The organism is Paraburkholderia sp. J69-1, assembly GCF_905220255.1.
Lineage (GTDB): Bacteria > Pseudomonadota > Gammaproteobacteria > Burkholderiales > Burkholderiaceae > Paraburkholderia.
This window is the reverse complement of sequence record NZ_CAJMZG010000024.1, coordinates 1-21,942: the sequence shown is the minus strand read 5'-3', so window position 1 is coordinate 21,942 and position 21,942 is coordinate 1. Positions and strand designations below refer to the sequence as shown.

General features: G+C 59.6%; 16 protein-coding genes and 1 pseudogene. 6 read left to right on the top strand and 11 right to left on the bottom strand.

Features of this window, described 5'->3' with window-relative positions:
- Nucleotides 1-11: 11 nt before the first annotated feature.
- The 3 genes from U5A67_RS32940 to U5A67_RS32930 form a co-directional block, all read right to left on the bottom strand.
- A complete protein-coding gene (locus tag U5A67_RS32940) occupies nt 12-5,867 on the bottom strand; it encodes an AAA family ATPase (protein WP_321959784.1) in 5,856 nt (1,951 codons plus the stop codon).
- Between the two features lie 174 nt (nt 5,868-6,041).
- Nucleotides 6,042-6,698 carry a response regulator transcription factor gene (locus tag U5A67_RS32935; RefSeq protein WP_321817606.1) on the bottom strand — a complete coding sequence of 219 codons (657 nt, stop codon included), beginning with the start codon at nt 6,696-6,698 and terminating at the stop codon, nt 6,042-6,044.
- A gap of 56 nt (nt 6,699-6,754) precedes the next feature.
- On the bottom strand, nt 6,755-7,516 hold the full coding sequence (locus U5A67_RS32930) for a response regulator transcription factor (protein ID WP_321817605.1): 762 nt from the start codon (nt 7,514-7,516) through the stop codon (nt 6,755-6,757).
- Nucleotides 7,517-7,844: 328 nt separating this feature from the next.
- On the opposite strand from U5A67_RS32930, the gene U5A67_RS32925 reads away from it, so the two are divergent.
- A complete protein-coding gene (locus U5A67_RS32925; RefSeq protein WP_321959780.1) occupies nt 7,845-8,189 on the top strand; it encodes a response regulator transcription factor in 345 nt (114 codons plus the stop codon).
- Between the two features lie 167 nt (nt 8,190-8,356).
- On the top strand, nt 8,357-8,734 hold the full coding sequence (locus tag U5A67_RS32920) for a BON domain-containing protein (protein WP_205983508.1): 378 nt from the start codon (nt 8,357-8,359) through the stop codon (nt 8,732-8,734).
- A gap of 72 nt (nt 8,735-8,806) precedes the next feature.
- On the opposite strand, the gene U5A67_RS32915 is transcribed toward U5A67_RS32920, so the two are convergent.
- Nucleotides 8,807-10,132: a phthiocerol/phthiodiolone dimycocerosyl transferase family protein gene (locus U5A67_RS32915; RefSeq protein WP_321817603.1), complete on the bottom strand. Its 1,326-nt coding sequence runs from the start codon at nt 10,130-10,132 to the stop codon at nt 8,807-8,809.
- Nucleotides 10,133-10,441: 309 nt separating this feature from the next.
- On the opposite strand from U5A67_RS32915, the gene U5A67_RS32910 reads away from it, so the two are divergent.
- Nucleotides 10,442-10,999, top strand: a complete 558-nt coding sequence (locus U5A67_RS32910) for an RNA polymerase sigma factor (protein ID WP_321817602.1) — start codon at nt 10,442-10,444, stop codon at nt 10,997-10,999.
- 44 nt (nt 11,000-11,043) lie between these two features.
- On the opposite strand, the gene U5A67_RS32905 is transcribed toward U5A67_RS32910, so the two are convergent.
- Nucleotides 11,044-12,060: a HAMP domain-containing sensor histidine kinase gene (locus U5A67_RS32905; protein WP_321817601.1), complete on the bottom strand. Its 1,017-nt coding sequence runs from the start codon at nt 12,058-12,060 to the stop codon at nt 11,044-11,046.
- A gap of 335 nt (nt 12,061-12,395) precedes the next feature.
- Between U5A67_RS32905 and U5A67_RS32900 the strand changes: the two genes are divergently transcribed.
- A complete protein-coding gene (locus tag U5A67_RS32900; RefSeq protein WP_321817718.1) occupies nt 12,396-13,142 on the top strand; it encodes a response regulator in 747 nt (248 codons plus the stop codon).
- Nucleotides 13,143-13,387: 245 nt separating this feature from the next.
- Nucleotides 13,388-14,440 (top strand): cytochrome P450, encoded by a 1,053-nt coding sequence (locus tag U5A67_RS32895; protein ID WP_321817600.1) that lies wholly within the window; start codon nt 13,388-13,390, stop codon nt 14,438-14,440.
- Between the two features lie 15 nt (nt 14,441-14,455).
- Here the strand turns inward: U5A67_RS32895 and U5A67_RS32890 are convergent, their stop codons facing one another.
- From U5A67_RS32890 to U5A67_RS32870, 5 genes are all read right to left on the bottom strand, one after another.
- Nucleotides 14,456-14,917: a cytochrome P460 family protein gene (locus U5A67_RS32890; RefSeq protein WP_321817717.1), complete on the bottom strand. Its 462-nt coding sequence runs from the start codon at nt 14,915-14,917 to the stop codon at nt 14,456-14,458.
- Nucleotides 14,918-15,163: 246 nt separating this feature from the next.
- On the bottom strand, nt 15,164-15,523 hold the full coding sequence (locus U5A67_RS32885) for a response regulator transcription factor (RefSeq protein ID WP_321817599.1): 360 nt from the start codon (nt 15,521-15,523) through the stop codon (nt 15,164-15,166).
- Between the two features lie 164 nt (nt 15,524-15,687).
- Entirely contained in the window at nt 15,688-17,898 is a 2,211-nt protein-coding gene (locus U5A67_RS32880) for a PAS domain-containing protein (protein ID WP_321959779.1), read from the bottom strand.
- A 267-nt stretch (nt 17,899-18,165) separates the two neighbouring features.
- Complete coding sequence (locus U5A67_RS32875) at nt 18,166-18,834, bottom strand: response regulator transcription factor (RefSeq protein WP_321817716.1); 669 nt, start codon at nt 18,832-18,834, stop codon at nt 18,166-18,168.
- A 197-nt stretch (nt 18,835-19,031) separates the two neighbouring features.
- A complete protein-coding gene (locus tag U5A67_RS32870) occupies nt 19,032-19,466 on the bottom strand; it encodes a DUF3331 domain-containing protein (RefSeq protein ID WP_321817597.1) in 435 nt (144 codons plus the stop codon).
- Nucleotides 19,467-19,743: 277 nt separating this feature from the next.
- Here U5A67_RS32870 and U5A67_RS32865 point away from each other — a divergent pair, with 277 nt between their 5' ends.
- A complete protein-coding gene (locus U5A67_RS32865) occupies nt 19,744-20,277 on the top strand; it encodes an EF-hand domain-containing protein (RefSeq protein ID WP_321817596.1) in 534 nt (177 codons plus the stop codon).
- Nucleotides 20,278-20,485: 208 nt separating this feature from the next.
- Here the strand turns inward: U5A67_RS32865 and U5A67_RS32860 are convergent.
- A pseudogene (locus U5A67_RS32860) lies at nt 20,486-21,646 on the bottom strand (IS3 family transposase).
- Nucleotides 21,647-21,942: the final 296 nt, after the last annotated feature.

Genomic DNA, 21,942 nt, shown 5'->3' with positions numbered 1-21,942 from the left:
ACCCGCATCACTCAGCCCTTATCACACCCCACAGCACCAAGCTCGAAACAGAATGTCGCGCCGGCATCCTCGTTGTTGAAGGCCCAGATCGTGCCGCGATGCTCCTCGACGATCGAGCGGCAGATCGAAAGCCCAAGCCCCATGCCATCCGGTTTCGTTGTAAAGAACGGCTCGAACAGTCTTTCAACGATACCGCCGGCGATACCCGTGCCCGAATCGCTCACACTGACACGCACGGCTTGTCCCTCTACGCTCTGTGCCGATATTGTCAGCACGCGCGGACCGTGCGACGATCGCAGGATCGAATGCATGCCGTTGACGACCAGATTCATGACCACCTGCTGAATCTGGATCTTGTCGGCGGCCACTTTCGGCAGATGCTCGCCGCCCATCACGCGCAGGCGGATATCGTGCTTCTCCATCTCCTGCCGCACGAGCGTGGCTACTTCGGTAACGGTTTGCGTCAAATCGACGGGCGCACGATTCGAGCGCTCCTTGCGTACAAGCGCACGCAGACGATTGATGACTTCGCTCGCGCGATCCGCATCGCTCACAATGCGCGCGAGATTGTGGCGCGCCTCATCGATCGACGGCACCGCGCGATTGAGCCATCGCATCCCCGCCTCGCCATGCGTGATGATCGCCATGAGCGGTTGTTTCAGGTCGTGCGCGAGCGACGCGGTCAATTCGCCCAGCGTCGATACCCGCGTGACGTGAGTCAGTTCCGCTTGCGCGCGCAATAGCGCGTTCTGCGCCTGGTGGATCTCCGTCATATCGGCGAGCGCGCCCACGTACTCCACCGCCTTCGAAGCCGAAGCAATCGGCCTCGCCACCATCCGCAGATATTTGAGCGCACCGGTCGCGACCTGCACGCGATATTCGACTTCGATAATGGACGCGCCTTCTTCCGCATCGCGCAGCGCGCGTCTCACCTGATCGACGTCGTCGGGATGAATGCGCTCCAGCATGAGATCCATGTGAGGCCGCGGCGGTTCGTCCATCTCCAGAATACGGTACGTTTGCGCGGAGCACGTCATGTCGCGCGACTCCGCATTCCAACCCAGACTACCGATATTGCTGAGCCGCTGTGCTTCCGAAAGATACATCTCGCCGCGTCGCAAGGCGTCTTCGAAAGTGCGCCGCTCGGTGATATCGGTCGTCGAACCAATATATTCGCGCGTGCCGTTTTCGCCGCCCGACCACGGGCGGAAAATAACCTGCAATCTGCGCAGACTGCCATCGTCCTGAACGGTCGAGAATTCGAAACGATATAAAGCGTCCTGGTTGATGGCCTCGACGAAGATTTCCTTGAAACGCGCATGATCGTCGACATGCACGCGTGCGAGACACATTTCGATGGTTGGCTGCTCGCAGGAAAACGCCACGCCCCAGAGTTCGTAATTCTCGCGTGACCACAACAGGCGTCCCGTCACGGTATTCCAGATAAACGTCCCGGTCTTGCTGATGCGCTGGCCTTCTTCCAGAAAGGCTTCGCTGCGCCGCAGACGCTGTTCGGTAAGACGGCGCTCGACATTCTCCCGTTTGAGTTCGGAATACAGCCGCGCATTTTCGATCGATATGGCCGCCTGGGCGGTCAGCATACTCATCAGTTTCACCCGCGCGCTGTCGAACACGAAAGGCGTGGCGCTGTTTTCCATATACAGCACCCCCACGAGGCCTGCATGCCGCAGCAAAGGGATGCAGAGCAACGAGCGGCAGCGACCGTCAACCAGATACCGGTCCTCGCGAAAATCGTTCGGCTCCGCGCCGTCGTCGATCACAACCGTTTCATGAGCCCGCATGACATGACGGATCACCGAAGGGGGCGCCATCGACTCATTCAGGTCCATTTCCTGTGCTTCGACGGTAATGACGTTACCGTCGAAGCTGGCTTCCGCGGCAATATGAAGGCGTTCATCGGACCAGAGCATGAGGAGTGCGCGCTGCGCACCGCTGTGACGCACAGCAATCTCCATGAACGCCTGCACCAGCTTGCCGAGGTCGATTTCACTGGACACCGCCTGGGACAACTGCATCATCGCCGCCACATCGACCGTATCCAGCAATGCAAACTGACTCGCGGCATGGCGCGTGGAATGCGCGCTTTCTCGCAGAGCATGAAATTCCTGCTCCAGGCTGCGCACTTTTGCGCCCGCGCCCCACTGTGCGTAGGCATCGCGGGCCGCGCGCAAACACGCCTCGGCCACCGACGTCAAACCACGCCGCCGATAGAACCTCGCCGCACATTCGCGCGTCATGGCCTCGTAGTGGGCTTGCCCGTTTTCACGTGCGAGTGCGATGGCGCGCTCGTACTCCTGCTCGGCCTGGATCACGTCGCCGGTGAGCCGTGCATATTCGGCGGCCACCAGCGCGCACCGGCTGCCGTAATTCTCCGGTGCGCTCTGTGCCCATGCCCTGAGCCGCTTGATGGCATCGCGGAGTTCGCGTTCGTTATCGCTGCGCCCGGCATCGTCGGGCTCGTTTTCGAGTACCCGGATCAGCGCAAGCGCACGCAGAAAATAGAAAGTCGCCTCGATTGGCATGGCCATAACGGCGCCTAGCTGCGGTTCGATTTCCCTTGCGCGCGCAACGGTATCGGCAAAACGGTTGCGCAGGAAATCCAGCTTCATGTTCATGATGGCCGCGAAGACAAGACCGCAGCCAAACTGCGTCTCGCGCAAATACGCAAGCCGCTGCTCGCGAGTCGATGTAATGCCCGCGTCCGCCGCTTCGACGCCTTGCAATTGCAGCAAAAACTCCCATTCGATTTCGATAGTGGCGCAAAGCGTCCGATTACGTAATTCGCCCGCGAGCCGCAAGCTCTCGCGGCAAAGCCGGATGACTTCGTCGAGCTGCTCGCCGCGCTCGTAGGCTTGCCAGATACTTTCGAATGCAATGTAGCCGGCGTAGATGAAATCGCCGGCCTCTACGCATCGGCTCATGGCCTGGCGCAAGATGGGAATGGCCGCGCGAAATGGCTGCGTCCAGACCAGAATATGGTCGCCGTGAAGATGCAGCAGCGTTCCGGTCAGACGCGATTCCCCATACCGCTCGTTCACTGCAAGCGCAAGCTCCGAGAATCTCAACGCGAGATCGAAATCGCGCGAGCGCCCCACCAGCAGCAATGCATAAATAGCGTAGACATAACCCGCCAGGCGCGAGTTGCCGTGCGCGAGGCACAATTCCGTGGCCTTGATTACGAGCAGCGGAAATAGCGCCTGTCTGCAGATATAGGCACTGGGTATCGCGTCGACAATCAGCCCGATCACGGCGTCGTGCATCGGGTCTTGCACGCAGCCTCGCGTCAGCAGCGCGCCGACTTCGTGCGGCGGGCAAAGCGCGCGCAATGCCGCGAGTTTCTGTGCAACACACCCATCGTCCCGACACTCATCTTCTACGTCGACCGCCAGCAAGGCGAGCGTCTCAAGCGTCGTATCGACAGCACGCCGATAATCGCCCGACGCTTGATGAATACGGATTTCCATACGCCGCGCACTCACGCGTCGCAGCAGGTCACCCGCGTGTCGCCCCGCCTTGCAGGCCGTTTCGATGGCAGCGCAGAAGCCGCCGGTGAGATATTCGCATTCGGCCAGATCGAGCAGCAGACGGAAGCGGTCCACCGTCGTCAGGCCCACGCCATACTCGACAATGAGCGCTTCTGCCTGAGCCAGATATTCACGCGCCGAACTCCACGCGGCGGCCTCGCGTGCTGCCTTGCCTGCCATCACGTCAAGTTCGGCGAGCCGTGTCAGGTCGTCCCGGCCGAGCATGCGCTGCGAACGGTTGAGGTGCCCGACTACCGCGAAAATTTCCGCTGTGTCCGCCGTATCGTGCATGGCATTCAGCAAATGCGTGCCGATCTGTGCATGCGCACGTTCGCGGGCCGCTTCGTCCAGCATCGCATGCGCAGCTTCCTGAACACGGTCATGCGCAAAGCGGTACACATCGCCCTTGCGCGAGACGAGACCCGCGTTTTCGGCTTCGCGCAGCGTTCTCAGCACCTGCCGAGTGTCGCCGCCAGTCACGCGCGCAAGCGCGTCGATTCGCGTGGACGCGCCCAGGCACGCGAAAATGGCCAGAATCCGCTTTGTTTCCGCGTTCAGACGCGTAAGCCGCAACGTCAACAAGTCGACGACGTTATCGGTGTATCCCTTGTCGAGAATCCTGCCGATGTCCCATGTCCAGCCTTCGCCGGGCGTCGTCGCAACAATCAGACGCTCCTGCATCAACTCCCGCAGGAACTCGATCGTGAAGAATGGATTGCCGCCCGTCTTTTCGAAAATCGCGGCAGCCAGAGGCGTGACTGCTTCGGGTGGCGCGCCCAATGCTTCTGAGATCAGCGCGCCGACGTCGGCGCAAGAGAGCGGCAACAGTACAATCTTCCCGGTCGCTTTGCGTGCCGACAAGATGCTGTTGAGCCGCTCGCTGGCGACTCGCGAACGGCCTGGATCGACGCTGCGATGCGCGAGCACCAGCAGCAAATGACCGATTTCAGTATCCGACGCCAGCCCGTCGATAATTTCCAGCGTGCCGGTGTCGAGCCACTGCACGTCGTCCAGCATGAGCACGAGTGGCCGTTGCCGGTCCGAAAACAGCATCAGAAAGCGCTTCAGAACCATCATGAAGCGGTTGGTCGCCTCCTGAGGCGGCAATGCCTCGACCTCGGGCTGCGAGCCGACCACGGCCGCAATTTCCGGCACGAGACTCACGATCAGCGCGCCGCTCCTGCCGACGGCTTCTTCAAAGCGCTGTTTCCATCGCGCGATCTCGGGGCCTGTCCTGCTCAGTAACGGCCGCACGAGACCGCGCAGCACCTGGCCGAAAGCCGCATAAGGGACGTTATCGTTGAATTGATCGAATTTCCCCAGCGTGAAATGCACGCCTGCCGTGCCGATAGTGCGCCTGAATTCCTCGATGAGAAAAGTCTTGCCGACGCCGGGTTCCCCTTCGACGATCACCGCGACCGCTTCGCCCGATTTCCGTACTCGCGCGAGCGCATCCTGGAGCTGTTCCAGTTCGCGTTGTCGGCCATACGCCCGCACAGGGAACGCGGCGCATGTGCGACGATCGGCGAGGTCGCTCCGCGCACTGGAGACGTCCGCCCCCTGCCCGACATCCTCCTGGCAAAGCTGAAGATCCGCCTCGACGCCCGCGGCGCTCTGGTAGCGGTCATCAGCGAATTTGGCGAGCAACTTGGTGACGATGGCTTCGATTTCCGGCCGCAGTGGCGCACCGTTCTGGCTCAAAGGCCGTGGCGTGGTAACGAGATGCGAATAGATCCACTCGTCGCGCCCGCACGCGTCGAACGGCAGGCGCCCACAGAGCCATTGATAAAGCACCACGCCGAGCGAATACAGGTCGCTGCGCGGATCGCCACGCTGGCTGAGGGCGCTCGTGCATTCGGGCGCGAGATAAGGAAGCTGGCACAGCGGCACGACGCCGCTTTCGTTGCGGCTGGGCTGCCTGACACCCGCGCGGCAGGAGTTACCGAATCCGGTTATCCACACGCGTGCATCGGCGTCGACCAACAGATTCTCGGGGCGCAGATCATGGTGGACGATACCGCACGCATGCATGGCTTTGAGCGCCGCCGCCAGCGAGGCGGCGAGCAGAAGAAAGCGCCGCGGCGTCAGGCCCGCGATCGAACTATCGCAGAGCGATGCGCCCTCGCAATCTTGCAGCGTGAGGAGAAACTGGCCGCCGGAACGGAACAGGCCTAGCGGGCGTAGCCCCCAATGCGCGTCGATTGCCTCTCGCAGGCCATATTCGTTTCCAAATGAAGCAAGCAACTCGCGCGATCCGTGTTCCCCAGTTGGCGCTTTAACGACAATTGGGCGTGTATCGGCGTCGGTCGTGACGCGATACATCGACACGTCGTCTGTTTGATGGAGAAGCTCGGCGGTGAGAATACGCCCGTGACTTTCCGCTGCGCCCGTTGCCTCCCAACCGGGAAGATCGGCGCATATGAGCCGCTCCGCACCTGCTGCCATACCTCTCCTCAAACTGTCTTTGTACGGGGCGCAGTGAACGACTCAGGGCGCTCAATTTCCCGCATGCTGTGTCATGCCGATGACTTCCATCTTTCTCACGAGGTCCGCCACGGATTGCGCTTCGAGTTTGCGCATTGCCGAGCCGCGATGAATCTTGACGGTAATTTCGCTGAGTTTCAATTCGCCCGCAATCTGTTTGTTCAATAGTCCCTCTACGACGTAGAAGACTACTTCACGTTCGCGCGACGTCAACAGATCGTAGCGTGCCCGCAGCGATGCCTGCGCGCGTGTCCGCTCGCGCCACGCCGCGTGACGGCCAAGCGCCGTCGAGACTGCGTCGATCACGCGCTGCTCCCGCACCGGCTTGGTTAGAAAGTCGATGGCGCCCGCCTTCATCGCTCGAACCGACATTTCAATATCGCCATGCGCCGTCATAAAGACAATCGGCATGTCGATTTCATATCGGCTGGCGCTTTGCTGAAAACTCAGTCCGCTTTCGCCGCGCAGGCGCACGTCCAGTAGCAGGCAACCCAGGCGGTCCTCTTTGGGGGCACGCAGGAAGTCGTCGATTCGCGTGAACGTGCGGGCACTGAAGCCGGATGAACGAAGCAGACTCGAAAGCGCGTCACAGATAGACACGTCGTCGTCGATGATATAAACGATGCCTTCTTCGACTGGCGTGGCAATCCGGGTATCGTCGTTCTCCATTACGGGCTCCATGCAGTCCGCTGCGCTGCTTTCATATTGGTGAGGGTGACTTTCGATCAAGCAACGGCACAGTTTCCGGCCTGCACTTCGTTGTCGATCTGCAGCGTGCGTATCTTTCTCACCAGTTCGGCCGTCGTGCGTGCAGCGAGTTTTTTCATTGCACGCGCGCGATAAATCTTGACCGTCATTTCACTCAGTTCCAGTTTGCTCGCCGCCGCTTTGTTCATATACCCGGCGGCAACCAGCATGGCGATATCGCGCTCGCGCGGCGTCAAGCTTGCGAACTGTTCCCTTAGCTGACGCGTTTGACGATATCGGGCGAGGCGATGGGCATCGCGATCCAACGCCTCGGCGACGGACTCGATCATGTCCTGGTCACGAAAGGGTTTGGCCAAAAAGTTCACCGCGCCGGCCTTCATCGCGCGCACCGACATTTCGATATCGCCATATCCGCTCATGAATATGATCGGCATCGCAAGATCATTGGCCGCGGCCCAGTTCTGGAATTCCAGACCGCTTTCGCCTTTCAGGCGAACGTCGAGTATCAGGCAACTTGGTGTATCGGGCCGCGCGCGCTCGCAAAAGCTGGCCGTCGAGGGAAAAGTTTCGACAGTAAAACCCACCGATTCCAGCAGGCCCTTGAGCGCTTCCTGGAGCGACGCGTCATCGTCGACGACAAACACTCTCGATTCAGCGGGTTCCGCGTAGCTTCGATCCAGCGGGAGCTTTTCTGCCATTCGCATTGGCGTAAAAGATTGCTTTGCGCGTTGATTGATCGCGTGGCGGCCGGATGGGCGATTGCCGTCGATGGTGTACATGCCAAACTCCTCCGGTGTCTGATTCCAGGCTTGCGTCCAAAGGCAATGCCTCGCAGCCGGCAAGCGCGATATTTGCAATCGTTCTGTCATGGTCTTGCGCCGCACTGCACGCGTGAGCCTGGTGGCGCCATCCTTACTGGATACTACCGATGGATGGCGGCAAACCCTATCTATACCTCCGTATAGTTTTAGCGAATGGATGCCTCCTGTAAGCTCGGGCCGCGTACACGCGATGGGTCGCGACTACGAATCACGACACCGCGCCTCGCCATTCCGCACCCCAGCACGCCACCGGAGACATGCATTGTGTACGCCACAATTGATCTGGGTGGTTGACGACGACTCTTCGGTCCGCGCCGGCCTGTCCAGCTTTCTGCGTTCGTTCGATTACGACGTGGTGACTTTCGAATCCGGCCTGGAGATGCTGGCTGCCCTCGGCACGCCGCCGCCACGCTGCATCATTTCGGACGTCCAGATGCCGGGCATGAGTGGCGTCGACATGTTCCTGCGCATGATCGGCGCGGGCTACCGCATTCCCACGATTTTCATCACCGCGTACCCCATGCCCGAGCTCCAGAATCAGGCACTGGAAAACGGTGCCAGCGCTTTTCTGATCAAACCGGTTCGGGGCAACGATCTTGCCGATGCCGTTGCCACTGCCATCGCCCAATAATTACGCCGCCGATTCGATCATCCACCGTATATCGCGCTGTTGACATTCGTATAGTGCGAGCCACCGAACGTCTGATGGAGACGGGAAAGACAGCGGTCTATGCTTCCCGGCGGGTAAGTCCTGTTTCGAAGACTTTCCATTCATTCATCCAGTCAACAGGTGATTTCATGACGCTTCGCTCCAATGTCGTTGCCGCGGCGCTTGCCGTGCTGTTCTCCTCAGCCGCCCTCGCGCAGAGCGCCACGCCCGCAGCGGCGACGACCGGCGACACCGCCGCTCCCACCAAGGCGCAACTGCGTGCCGAAATGCGCGCAGACCGCGCGGCCAACCACGCGCTCGCGAAGCAGGTTCGCGAAGCCCTCTACAAGAACAAGGATCTGAACGACACGGATATCGCCGTATTTGCCAACAAGCGCACAGGCAAGATCATTCTGGCTGGCACGATTCTCGATGAATCGCAGGACCAGATCGCCCAGGATGCCGCATCGAAAGTGCCGGGTGTCCAGACGGTCGCAACCAAACTGACGCTCTACGCAGCACCCTGATCTTATCGGGTCCATCTGAATCGACGTGCGCCGGTTCTATTCGCGCACGTCGCTCGCAGCTTCAAGATGGCATCAAGCGTTCACCGCTTCGCGCAACACAAGATGGACTTCGTCGAGCAAACCCGGCAGCGCGTCGTAGCTCGTATGGGAAAGACGTAATATGCCGCCGAGCGTGCATACGCCAACCACCTGATCGTCCGCGAAGCCCGAACTCACGAACGGTCCCCACAGCGACTTCAGAGAAACGCCTTCGTACGCCGCTTCAATCGGCTCGCTGCCCAGGTTCGACAACAATACGTCGAACGCCAGCACATGCGAAAGAAAGCCCGCTGCGTCGTCAACGGTGGGATTCGACGAAATAAATGCATCCAGCGCTTTAGTTTCGCTCACAACGGATTGGTGAACTTGCGCGGGTGCGAGCAAGGCCTTGACTTCACGGGCCGCCAGCCAGAATGGCGCACCGACCTTGCGGTCGTCAATCGTAATGGTCTGCGTGATATACACGCCGCACGCTTTACCGACTCCGTCGATCGCTTTACGCACGTCAATCGGTGTCACCGTGCGAATGGGCCGCGAGCGCCACGCCGGCGACAGGCGCCGCCCTGCCTCATGAACCGCCGCAGCCACTGCACCGTGTACGGTCGTCCCTTCTTTGCGCGCGCGTTCGACCAGCGCCTGCGTGAGCGGTGCGTCGAGTGCGAGCGCAGCGACTTCGGCGCGCGCACCTGACATTGGGCGGAATTCGCGGGGCACAGGCGCGGGGACCATCGCGCCAGGCAAGGCAGCGGCCTGCATTTGCGTACTCAACAGCGTTTCGAACGAAGGTGCAAGCGACGGTACAAGCGGCCTACGGTCGAAAGAATTTTCCGAAAGCGTACGCAGCAATGCCTCGATGAGATAGGCACCGCCCATGCCGTCGAGCACGGCATGGTGAGCACAAAGAATCAGTGTCGACTCGCCTGCACCCTGTAATACGGATGCACGCACCAACGGCGCGTCCCACCAGTTGACTGCCGTTGTCATTTCACGCGCGACTTCCTTCTGCCACGACAGCCGTGCGTCGTCGATTATTTGCAGCGGAATTCGCGCATCGGAATCGTGATGAAAAACTGGCGACGATCCGGCGTCCACTCCGATACGTGCACTGAGCAAGGGATGTCGCTGCTGTAGCGTGTGCAAAGCGGCACGCCAGGCATCGTGCGTAAAGATCCGGTCAATTTGCGCGACGAGCGAAAAGTGAATCGGGCGATTTCGATCGATCAACCAGAATAAATGTTCGGTCGCTCCCAGCTTGCGGATCACGGCCGGCTCGGCCTCGCTGTCACGCTGAATATCGGCTTGCTGATTTTGCATAAGGGTCTTGTGTTCCTGAAAGTGAGAGAAAGCGAAACCAGACATCGCGTCTTCTTCCAGAACACCTAGCCTGCCGATTCCATTCCAATCCGTGCGCCAATCGTTTGTTTCACCTTGTATCTGGCGGCGGCATCGATACATTAGTTTTCAATACACGCCTTGCCGGACATATCGCGGATAACTCCAATCGTTTTAATTCAGTTGTCTGCCACGCGCTTTACAACTGCATGCACTTCACCGTTCGAAGTCAGCAAAAACGCCGTAGACCGAATGTCATTCACCCGCCGGGTGGTCTGTTCAAGGCGACGGTTTCGCCGCTCAACCCTATCGTCAATCATGAACTCAATCAGGACGATGACGCCCGCCGAACTGTCCGCGCTGCTGCCGTCCATGCTTCCTCGTCTTTCGACATTCGCTTTGCGCATTTCGGGCGATCAGCACGATGCCGAAGATCTTGTGCAACGCGCGTGTGTGCGTGCGCTCGAGCGCGTGCACCAACTACACGCGGGCACGTCGCCACTGAGCTGGATGTTCGCCATCGTTCAGTCCACGTGGTTAAACGAAATTCGCGCGCGCGGCGTACGTAACCGGGCGGGCATGGAGTGGGACGAGGGGCTGCTGGAAACTGTCCCGGACCCTTCTGCGAGCACGCCAGAAGAACAGGCCATGAACGGTCAGATCATCCGGGCCGTGCAGCAATTGCCCGAAACGCAGCGCGTTGTCATGCTGCTCGTGGCGCTTGAAGGATTGAGCTACAGCGAGGCCGCGAAAGTCCTCGATGTTCCCGTCGGCACCATCATGAGCCGGCTTTCACGTGCACGCCAGACCATCAACGCGCTGTTCACCGATCGGAACGCGAGGCGTGAGAAGCGTGAAAAAACCGAAGCGACCAGCAATAAAATTGGCACCTGAGAATGGACGAACGCCTTCTCATGGCTTATTCGACGCTCACGTACTCAAGCGCTCGAAAGCGGCAGCGTCAGCCGTGCTTCCAGCCCGCCGACGCAGCGGTTGGCAAGTTCGAGCTCACCGCGCATCGCCAGCGTGAGACGGCGTGCAATCGCCAGGCCCAATCCGCAACCGGGTGCTTCGCCGGGCGTTTCGGGGCCGCGATACCAGGCAGCAAACACTTTATCGAGGCGTGCCGGCACGATGCCCGGCCCCGAATCCAGCACCGAGAGCACGAGCCGTTGCGCTTCGACTTTCACATTGAGCCGGACATCGTCACCGTAGCGCAACGCATTATCGATGAGGTTCATGAGCACGCGGCGCAGCGCATGAGGACACGTGACCACCGTGCGTCCAATCTGCCCTTCGAGTCTCACGATGCGGCCAGCGTCCCGATAATCGGCAATCAGAGTATTCAGCAAGGCATCGGCATCGATCGCGCGCATCGGCTCCTCCGCACTACATTGCATGCGCGCGCAGGAGAGACTGCCCTCCACCAGTTCGGCCATTTCGGCGAGATCGCGGGCAAGCGCGCTTCGTAGAGCGGTATCTTCCACGAGTTCGCTACGCATGCTCATACGTGTAAGCGGCGTGCGCAAGTCATGCGCATAGGCGGCGAGGACATGGAGCAATTCCGCCTGGCGTCGGCTGCGATGGTGTGCGCAGACGTTGATTGCACGAGCAAGACGTTCGATCACCGTCGGCTCTATGCGGTTGGGCAAAATGGCCTCTGTTGCATCGCCCGTACTGCGCTCGAACGATGCTGCCATACGCTGCAGATGCACGTGCAATTCGACGACTTTAAGTACCGCAATCGCGGTCGCGAGCATCGCGGGGAACGCGAGCGGCAGACCCTTGTAAACAAGCCATTTCCAGCTCAGCGCCTGGGTCGCATACGAGGCGTATAGACAGGTGAGCGCGAACAGGACCCATAACGCTCGCGAAACAATGGTAAATGGCCAATGCCTGCGCTCGCTTGCGTGGGCATTGAATGATTCAGGCGGATAGATAACACTGGCGTTCATAGCCGTTCTCCTGTGCAGGCCGATTCACACGGGACGGGAACGCGCGATGGACAGGCAGCCGGCCACCTGCATCGAGAAGCACGAGGGAATTCGTCCTGCCCGGCAGCGTCACAATAGGCCATAGCCCTATGCGCTCGCCAGTATATGAACGTATAGGTTGGCTTCAACCTGGGTTTGCGCGGCGCAATGGCGTGGCACACGGATATACCAAAGTATGAGTCGCCCTATCCTTATTCACCGGCTCTCACAATCCATCATCGAATAGCAACCGTATGGCGCTGCCGTTAAGCTGATGCAGGCGGCCTCGATGCGCCGCGGCATTGCTTATGACGATCATGGAAAAAATCGACCATATACTGGTCGTCGACGACGACCGCGGATTACGAGAGGTGGTGACGACCTATCTTGAACGTAGCGGCATGCTGGTTTCCAGCGCAGCGAATGGACGGGAAATGCACCATCGTCTGGACAGGCACGCGCCCGATCTGATTCTCCTCGATCTGATCCTGCCCGGCGAGGACGGACTCACGCTCTACCGCAGACTGCGCGAGAGTCGCTATCGCTCGGTGCCCGTTCTGATGCTGACGGGCCGCAGCGACGTCACTGACCGCATCATCGGGCTGGAAATGGGCGCGGACGACTATATGGCCAAGCCTTTCCAGGCGCGCGAACTGCTCGCCCGCATCCGTGCGGTGCTGCGCCGCACGCGTGCGCTGCCGCCTGCGTCACCCACGCTCGAGGATGCCTGCATTCTAGGCTTTGGAGAGTGGCGTCTCGACACGAGTACGCGTCAACTGCTCGAATCCGACGACACGGTCGTGACGCTCAGCGGCGCGGAATATCGCTTGTTGCGCGTGTTTCTCGACCATGCGCAACGTGTGTTGACGCGTGACCAGTTGCTGAATCTCACCCAGGGCCGCGACGCCGATTCGTTCGACCGTTCGATTGATCTGCTGGTCAGCAGACTCAGGCAAAAGCTCAATGACACCGCGCGCGCATCGCGCTACATCAAGACGCTGCGCAACGAGGGTTATGTGCTTTCGGCAACAGTCACGGTCTGTCACGAAACCTTCGTGGAATAATCTCGCGGTCCCGCGTGTTCCAGGGAAAGGCACAAGCGACCGCTCAGCCCCATTCTCTCTCCTGACGCGATTACTACTTCATTGTCATCATGCAATTCTCAGACTTCTCCTCGCCCGAATTTTTCGCCAACCCTTACCAGCTTTACGAAAAGATTCGCGCGGCGGGGACTTTGCTGCCTGTGGCCCCGAACGCTTTTGTGACCGGTCGCTTCGACGTGGTCGACGCCCTGCTTCGCGATCCGCGAATGGGAAAAACCTACCTGCAAAGCGTCAGCGCTCGCTACGGCACGGAGGCAACGGCGCAACCGGTTTTCCAGTCGCTGAACCGCACGCTGCTGATGATGAATCCCCCAACGCATACGCGCTTGCGTGCGTTGTTGATGAAGACCTTCAATGCGCGGCAAATCGAAAAAATGACTTCGATTGTCGAAGCGACCGCGCATGAGTTGCTCGATCGGATTGATTCACGCGACGAATTCGATCTGGTTGCCGACTTCGCGTATCCGCTGCCGGTGCGGATTATCTGCCGTCTGCTCGATATTCCCATTGTTCAGGCCACCGTACTGGGCGAAGCGGCAGGCAGGCTCGTTGCAGCATTCGATCTCGCGCCGCTGGACGCCAATGCCCTGCGCGCTGCCGACGAAGCCGCGCTAGAACTCGAGCGCTACTTTGGCGAAATCGTGGAGCAGCGCCGCCGCCATCCCGGCGACGACCTGGTTTCGGCGATGCTGGGCGTCGAGGATGAAGGATCGCGATTGAGCGACGAAGAAATCGTCTCGAATGCCGTTCTGCTTTTCATTGCAGGGCATGAAACGACGTCGAATATGATCGGCAATATGATGATTGCGCTGTTCCGGCACCCGTCGCAGCTAGAGGCATTGAAGCAGGACGCGCGTTTGTTGCCGCGCGCGATTACCGAGTGCATCCGATACGACGGCGCAGTCCAAATGCTGGTGCGCACCGCTTTCGAAGATCTGAGCGTGGCAGATGTGACGCTCGCACGCGGCTCCGTGGTATTCATGCTGATCGGCGCGGCCAACCGTGATCCGGCGATGTTCCCGCAACCCGATTCGCTGGATTTCGCACGCGTGACGAGTGCGCCTTCGTTGTCGTTTGGCGCCGGGATTCACTATTGCCTGGGCGCAAGGCTCGCGATGCTCGAAATGGAGATCGCCATCCAATGCCTGCTGACCCGCTTCCCGGCGATGCAAGCTGTGGACCTGGAGGGATTGGTCTGGCACCGCCGCAACAATCTGCGCGGCGTCACGAGCCTGCCGGTACGCAGCGGGACGCGTTGACGCCGTTTTCGCGCTTCAGGGCGCGTATCGCGTGAATACGTAATCGCGATCCTTCACGCGCGCGGCGTGACAGGCGAAGCACGTCTGATGCTGGGCGAGGTCAGCGGGCACACCGTTGATGAACCGGCCGAACCCCCAACCTCCCGTCGACGCGTAACGGCGCGAGTCCTTCACCATGACCTGCACGGTGGTGGGCTCGCCCGGCACTGTTGCAGGTGCAAAGTCGTCGGACTGCTTCTTTTTATACGCCAGTTTCACCAGAATCGTGCCGTCCGGGAACGGCTGCGTGGCGTTTTTGATCGCCTTGATGGCAAGCGGATTGCCCAGCACGACGCGCAATTCGTCTAGCGGCGCGGCTTCTGCTGCGGGCGCAATCATCTGCCATTCGCGGTAGCCTTGCGGTATGGTCACGCCGTAAATGGGCGACTCGCCTCCCGCCGTGGCAGCCTGACTCGCAGCGCTCAGGAGCAGCACCATCGGGGCAAAGAACCGTGCGCCAGGTCGAAAGCAATTCATTCGTTTATTCTCGCGTTTAATTTCTCTGTGGATAACTAATTCGTAATGCAAAGTATTTTTGCGGGATCCACTTTGCGCGGAGGCACCCCAAAAATAGCATGCTGCCCGAGCGTAGCATTGCGCGTGCACGCCGCACCATACAACGGTCGGTTTAGAACCCTATACGCAGGTATAAGCGCACGCGGGAAGCGCGCTGAAATCAGTGCTTCAGCTTTCGCCTAACGCGGTCTTGAGTGCAGCAAGAAGTGCCGTATCGCTGAATGGCTTATACAGGCAATCGATCGCGCCCTGGTTGAGCAGGCGCTCACGCTGCACCTCATCCTGATGCGCGGTGATGAAAATCACCGGGATGCCTTTACCAAGCCGTTTCAATTCGCGGAATAGTCCCGCGCCGTCCATACCCGGCATGTTGAGATCGAGAATCAGGCAATCGGTTTGATCGGGAATATCGGACGCGAGAAAAGCCTCCGCGGATGCGAATACGCTCACGGTATATCCGAACACGCTTACCAGATCGGGAAGCGACTCCTGCACTGCTTCGTCATCATCGACCAACGTAACCAGCATCTTTGCCCCGCGGAAACTGCCTGAGACAGGCGGCGTCGCTCAATCGTTCATATGGCGACGCCGTTTGACCCTGGATCAAACACCGAACGATGCCCGATTCCACCGGCCGCGTCCAGCATACAGAAGTATGTTTGCGTGGCTTTCCATCAGTGCGACTGCGGCGGCTAACCGGCGGCGTAGACAGGCAGGTCGAAGGAGAAAATGGCGCCTGCGCCATCCGCGGGCATTTCGGCCCACAGGCGGCCGCCCTGGTTTTCGATGATGGAGCGGCTGATTGCGAGGCCCACACCCATGCCGTCCTCCTTGGTCGTATAGAACGCGTCGAACAGCCGTTCTGCATCGTCGGGATCGAAACCGATGCCCGAATCGCAGACCGTCAAACGCACCATGCCGTCCTGACCAGCTGTGGTCTTCACCCACATGACGCGCAGCCGGTCATTCACTTCGCGCATGGCATCCGCGCCATTGCGCAGAAGATTCATGATGACCTGTTGAACCTGAACGCGATCGCATCCCGCAAGCGCTGCATCGGCGGCAAAATCCGTGCGCACGATGACGCGGGCGCGATCGAGATCGTTTTGCGTCAGCGCGATAACCTCCCGCGCGGTATGCGCCAGATCGACCGCCTCGATCGTGGCACTCCGTTTGCTGAAGAGCGCGCGTAGCCGCGCAATGACATCCGCAGCGCGATGGCCGTCGCGGATCGTGCGTCGCGCGGTTTCCTGCGCGACCTCGATATTGGGCGGCACCGCCGCCAACAGGCGCAAACAGGTGCTGGCATTCGTCACGATGCCTGCCAGCGGCTGGTTGACTTCGTGCGCGATCGAAGCGGTCAATGCGCCCAGACTCATGACTCGCGAAACGTGCTGAAGCTCCGAGCGCGCCTTGTCGAGCGCCTCTTCCGAAGCACGACGCTGGCTGATATCGAGCGTCGTGCCGATATATTCGTGCCGCCCGGGCTGATCGATTGCCCGATGCGCGATCAGATGAAGATGCTTGATAGACTGGTCCGGCATCACGATCCGATGCTGACATTCAATATCGGTATCGCCGCGTTGTCCCTGTTCGACGAATTGCGAAACGAAGCGCAAATCCTCGGGATGACAGCGAGCAATAATCTGTTCGAGCGTCACCTGCGCATTCGGCTCCATGCCGAAGATGTGATAGAGCTGCTCCGACCACGCGATCTCGTTCGTATCGACCTGCCACGAGAAATTGCCCATTCTGGCCAACGCCTGGCCTTCGGCGAGAAACGCCTCGCTGCGACGCAACTCTTCTTCCGCACGCTTGCGGTCGTCGATATCGATATTGATGCCATACCATTTGATGACGTTGCCGTCTTGATCCCGCAAGGGACTCGTGCGAAACAGAAACCATCGGTATTGGCCGTCGTAGCGCTTCATACGCGCTTCTGCAGCGCCTGGCATCCGGCTCGCCATAATGTCGCTCCAGACGCTCATCAGCCCGGGAAGATCCTCGGGATGCACGGCCTTGGTCCATTCGTGGTCGCGCACCTGCTCGAAGGTGCGGCCGAGATAGTCGAGGTAATAGCGGTTATAGAACTCGCCGGTGCCGTCCGGGCGCGCCGACCAGATCAAGGCGGGAAGCGCGCTGATGGTCTCGTTGAGGTGGCGCTCGCTCTCCGCGAGCGTGATTTCCGCCCGCTTGCGATCCTCGATGTCGATCGACAACAGGAACCAGTGCAAGATGCTGTCGTCACGGTCACGCAGCGGAAAACCGCGCACATTGGTCCATCGATAGGTGCCGTCGGCGCGGCGATGCCGGCTCTCGACGTTGTACGTCGTGCCGTTGGCGAGCGATGCCTCCAGACCCGCCACCGCAGGACCGAGATCCTCCGGGTGCACGACTTCGTCGCCCCGCCACGCCTTGAGTTCTTCGACCGATTTTCCGAAATAGTCGCGCGTGAGCTGGTTTTGACTTTCGACTTCGCCGGTGGGCGACGTGACCGTAACAGGCACGGGAATGCTCTCGACAATCAACTGCAGATCGAGCTCGCGGCGTCTCAGTGCGTCTTTTGCCTGGTGTAAATCGTCGACATCGTTGCATAACGCACACCAGCGCACGATCTGGTTTTCAGCGTCGCGAACCGGGTTGAATTGCATGACGAACCAGCGATACTCGCCATCCGCGCGTCGCAAACGTGCCTGAATTTCACCGCCCTGCCCGGAAACCCGAATAGCGCCGAAGCCTTCGAGTAATGGTGTGAGATCGTCCTGACTGACGGCGTCCTGCCATTGCCCGCCCGATGACGTGTCAATACCGAGGCCGGTGTAATCGACCCATTTGCGGTTCACGAAATCGACCGAACCGTCGGGACGAGCGCTCCAGGCAATGGTCAAGAGCCCATCCAGCATGACGCCGAGATCCATTGCCAATCCCATCATCGCCATCATCGTTCTGATATTTGTGAGCAAGCGCCGAACGCGCGAGGATTCGTAAAAGCCTGCGTTGAAGGTGGTTTAAGCGATTTAAACAGGGAATTCGAGAATTATCCCATGCGAAAATAAACGTCGCAACAGCACGGACGTTTCCCGACGTCCCGCAATCTGGTTGCGGGCGCATCGAATTTCACGTGAGAGCGTGAGACCAGGCTGGAGACCCACAGCGATCGCCCTTACGCGTTAGCGTGCGCGGGTTTCGATACCGAGTGCAACGACGCTGCGCACGAGATCCGCCACGGTGCGCACGTTCATTTTGCGCATGGCCTGACCACGGTGAATCTTGACCGTGACTTCCGCAATACACATACGGGCTGCAATCTGCTTGTTCATCAGCCCTGCCGCGACGTTGGACAGCACTTCCCTTTCACGCGGCGTCAGTGCATTCCAGCGCTCGCGCGTTTCGACGAGCGAGCGGGTCGCTTCGAGGCGCTCTGCGTCGCGCTGCAACGCTGCCACTACGGCATCGATCATGTCCTGATCGCGAAACGGCTTGGTGAGGAAGTCGATGGCACCGGCCTTCATCGCCTCGACTGTCATGGCAATGTCACCATAACCCGTCATGAAAACCACGGGCATGGCGTCGCGCGCCGTCGTCAATAACGATTTTTGCAGTGCCAACCCGCTCTGCCCGCGCAACCGCACGTCCAGCACCAGACACGCCGGTCCATTGCCTTTTGGCGCGGCCAGGAACTCTTCCGCCGAATGGAACGCTTCGACCTCAAGATCGACCGTGCGCAGCAGACTCACCAGCGCGCTGCGCACCGATTCGTCATCGTCGACGATATAGACGACTCCCGTAATGCGATGGGTATCAGGGCAAATCGATCGGGCCGTCTCTATGTTTGACATCTGGGAATATTTGTTTCGCGGATTACGGTGTGCGGATTGGCAGCATGCTGAACGAGGTCGCTCGCGCCGCGCGATAACGGAGCATAGGCGACTCCGCGCGGCTTGTCGCGCCAATCTTTGGAACATTAGCATTTAATGCCGAAAATCCCAAATAATGAGCTTTAAACGATTTCGCTGAATACAGTGGAGACTGTGTTTCACGACCACGCTTCAATCGGGCAATCGGCGCGTGTTTCGAGTGAAACAGCGAGGATCATCGCGCGTGAATTCAATGGAATCTTGAAGCGCGTAGCGAGCGGACGGAACACCGCGTCGCCACGTTTGATGGCCTCGCCGGACAGGACGCAGATGCCTGATCGCCGCGCAGTGGCGCGCTTCCAGGTCTGTTCCCGGTAATGGCAGCGCGTCGAATCGCTCCACGACAGCGCGAAAGCGGCTTCGGTCAATCGCTCTTCCACCTTGACCGTGCATTGCCCAAACGCGTCGTCCTGCCACTGGCTGGCGCCGTGCTGCGCGCGCTCAGGCGTGGCCGCTCGCGACGCGGATGAATGAACCAGACCGCGTACGGTATGTGTCCATGGCGTTTCGTGCTTGCAGCGATTTTTCTGGTCGTCAATCTGGGTGATTTCCATATCGCAGCTTCTTATTGGAATTGAGTTCCAGATTAACTCGCATAAAAAATGATGAGAATGCTACGGTCGCGTGATTTCTTTAATGATTTCGTATAGATGGGGCATACGTTCGTATAGTGGCATCTGCGCCGGTAGCGGTGGGATGCGGCATAGATTTGTAGAGTTTTGTACAACACCTAAAGTCAGATGAAATGCATCCGTAATCCCGAGTGAATGTCTGCACGGCAGTCAGTTATTTTGCGGCCCCCTATTACACATTTCGTCAAAGGATTCTGTGATGTCCATATCCTCAGTGAACGGTTCGAACTCTGCTTACGAGGCCTATTTCAGCTTTGCACAAAAGCAGTCCTCTTCGTCGGATTCGCCCGATCGCGACACGCTCAACAGCTTTTCGACCCAGAAAACGGTAACGGCCATCAATACGAGCACCGGCGCCACCGAAACGCAGACACTGCGCGCGACGCCGCTCGCGGTTGCATGGGCGCCCCAGATGTTCGTGCAAGGGGACAAGAACAACGACGATGCATTGTCGCTCGACGAATTCCAGGCTCAACTCTCGCGCGCCGGTGTAGGCGCCGACGACGCCAAGCAGCTTTTCCGCAGCTTCGACACGTCAGACGACGGCCTGGTTTCGCTTACCGAATTCGTGACGGGCGTGAACAAGAGCATTTCGAGCGGAAACCAGGTGTTCAACGATCTTCTGGATTCTTATACACGAGACGCAGATGGGAATCTGGATCAGGCCAAAACCGATAATTTCCTGAGTACGGGTTCGAGCCTGGCCGAAACGTTCTGGAAAAATCTAGGCTAGCAACCTGAATGCGCCGGTCGCGTACAAACTCGGCCTGGAACGCGATTATGTTGCGATGCCGTTCGCGCCGGCGCGTTCGCACCATGGTCGACTAACGACGATCGCTCTTAGCCGCGCTCCAATGTAGATTCGAGTGGGCGTTTGGGCAGGCTTTCGGCCCCGGGAGGCGTGATGTTCCCCCGGTTTTTCGCCTTCCAGCGGCCCCGGGTTATGCGGCCGCACCCCTTGTCCGCTGAGCCACCAACCAGTCGCGCATGAATTGGGTTGGCGACATGAAGCCGAGCGATGAATGACGACGCAGGCGCGTTGTAAAACACTTCGATGTATTCGAACAAGTCCGCGACGGCTTCGCGGTGCGTGCGATACCTCGTGCCATGCACGCGCTCGTTCTTCAGGCTGTTGAAGAAGCTTTCCGTCGGCGCGATATCCCAGCAACTGCCTTTGCGGCTCATCGAGCAGCGCATGCCGTACGTGTTCAGTTTGCGCTGGAAGTCGTAGCTGGCGTATTGGGCTCCCTCTATCCGAATGATGCAGCGCGCCGGGTGCGGGCCGGCGGAACCATGCCATCGTCAGCGCGTCGGTCACGAGCTGCGTCGTCATGCGCGGCCTGACGGACCAGCCCACGACCTCCCGATTGAACAGGTCCAGCGTGACGGCCAGGTACAGCCAACCTTCGTCGGTCCAGATGTACGTGATGTCCGAGGTGAGCACCTGATTGGGCTTGGCCGGCGTGAAGTTGCGGTTCAATACGTTCGGCGCGACCGGCAGTTTGTGCCGGGAATCGGTTGTCACACGGTAACGGCGCTTGTGGCGGGCTCGAATTCCGTTGGCGCTCATCAACCGCTCGACCCGTGCCTTGCTGGCTGGGAAGCCTCGAGAGCGAACCTCTTCGGTCATGCGCGGCGAGCCATAGGCGCCCTTGACCTCGGCGTGAATCGTCCGAATCAACGTGAGCAACTGCGCATCAGTCAGCCGCTGACGCTCAGGCGTGCCGCCGCGCTTCCACGCACGATAGCCATTCACGCTCACGCAAAAGACCTCGCACAGCGCCGCAAGCAGGTATTGCCGGCACTGTGTGTCAATCCAGGCGAACTTCACAGGAGGTCCTTCGCGAAAACCTACCGCCGCTTTTTTTTTGCGATTTCCAGCCCCATCTGCAAGCGCTTGTTCTCCGCTCGCAGCCGCGACAGCTCCATTTGTTCCGCCGTGACGGCTTTCGCCCCGGGACCATTCAGCTTGCCGGCCTCGAAAGCCTTCAGCCAGTTGCGCAGGGTCTGCGTCGATATACCCAATCGCGGGCTACGGCGCTCACGCCTTGCCCGTCCTTGATTCGTTGCACGGCGGCTTCCTTGAACTCTGCCGTGTACACCTGGTGCGGTACTTGAACATCTCTCTTTCCTGCCTTTGGGTCGAGTTTATGCGCGACCTGCCGGAAGGCGAAATTTCAGGGAAAGCTCACGTAGTGTTGCGTGCTGTTGCGTTGCGTTGCGTCAGCTGTTGCGTTGCGTTGCGTACTGTTGCGTTGCGTCAGTTGTTGCGTTGCTGTCGCCTATCGCTGCTGGCCTCTTGCGTATCGTTGCTTCAGTTGCTTTTCCGGCGGGCGGGACGTCCTGTCACCCCGGCCAACAGGGCAGCTCTGCCACAGACCGTTGCTTAAGCGAAAGC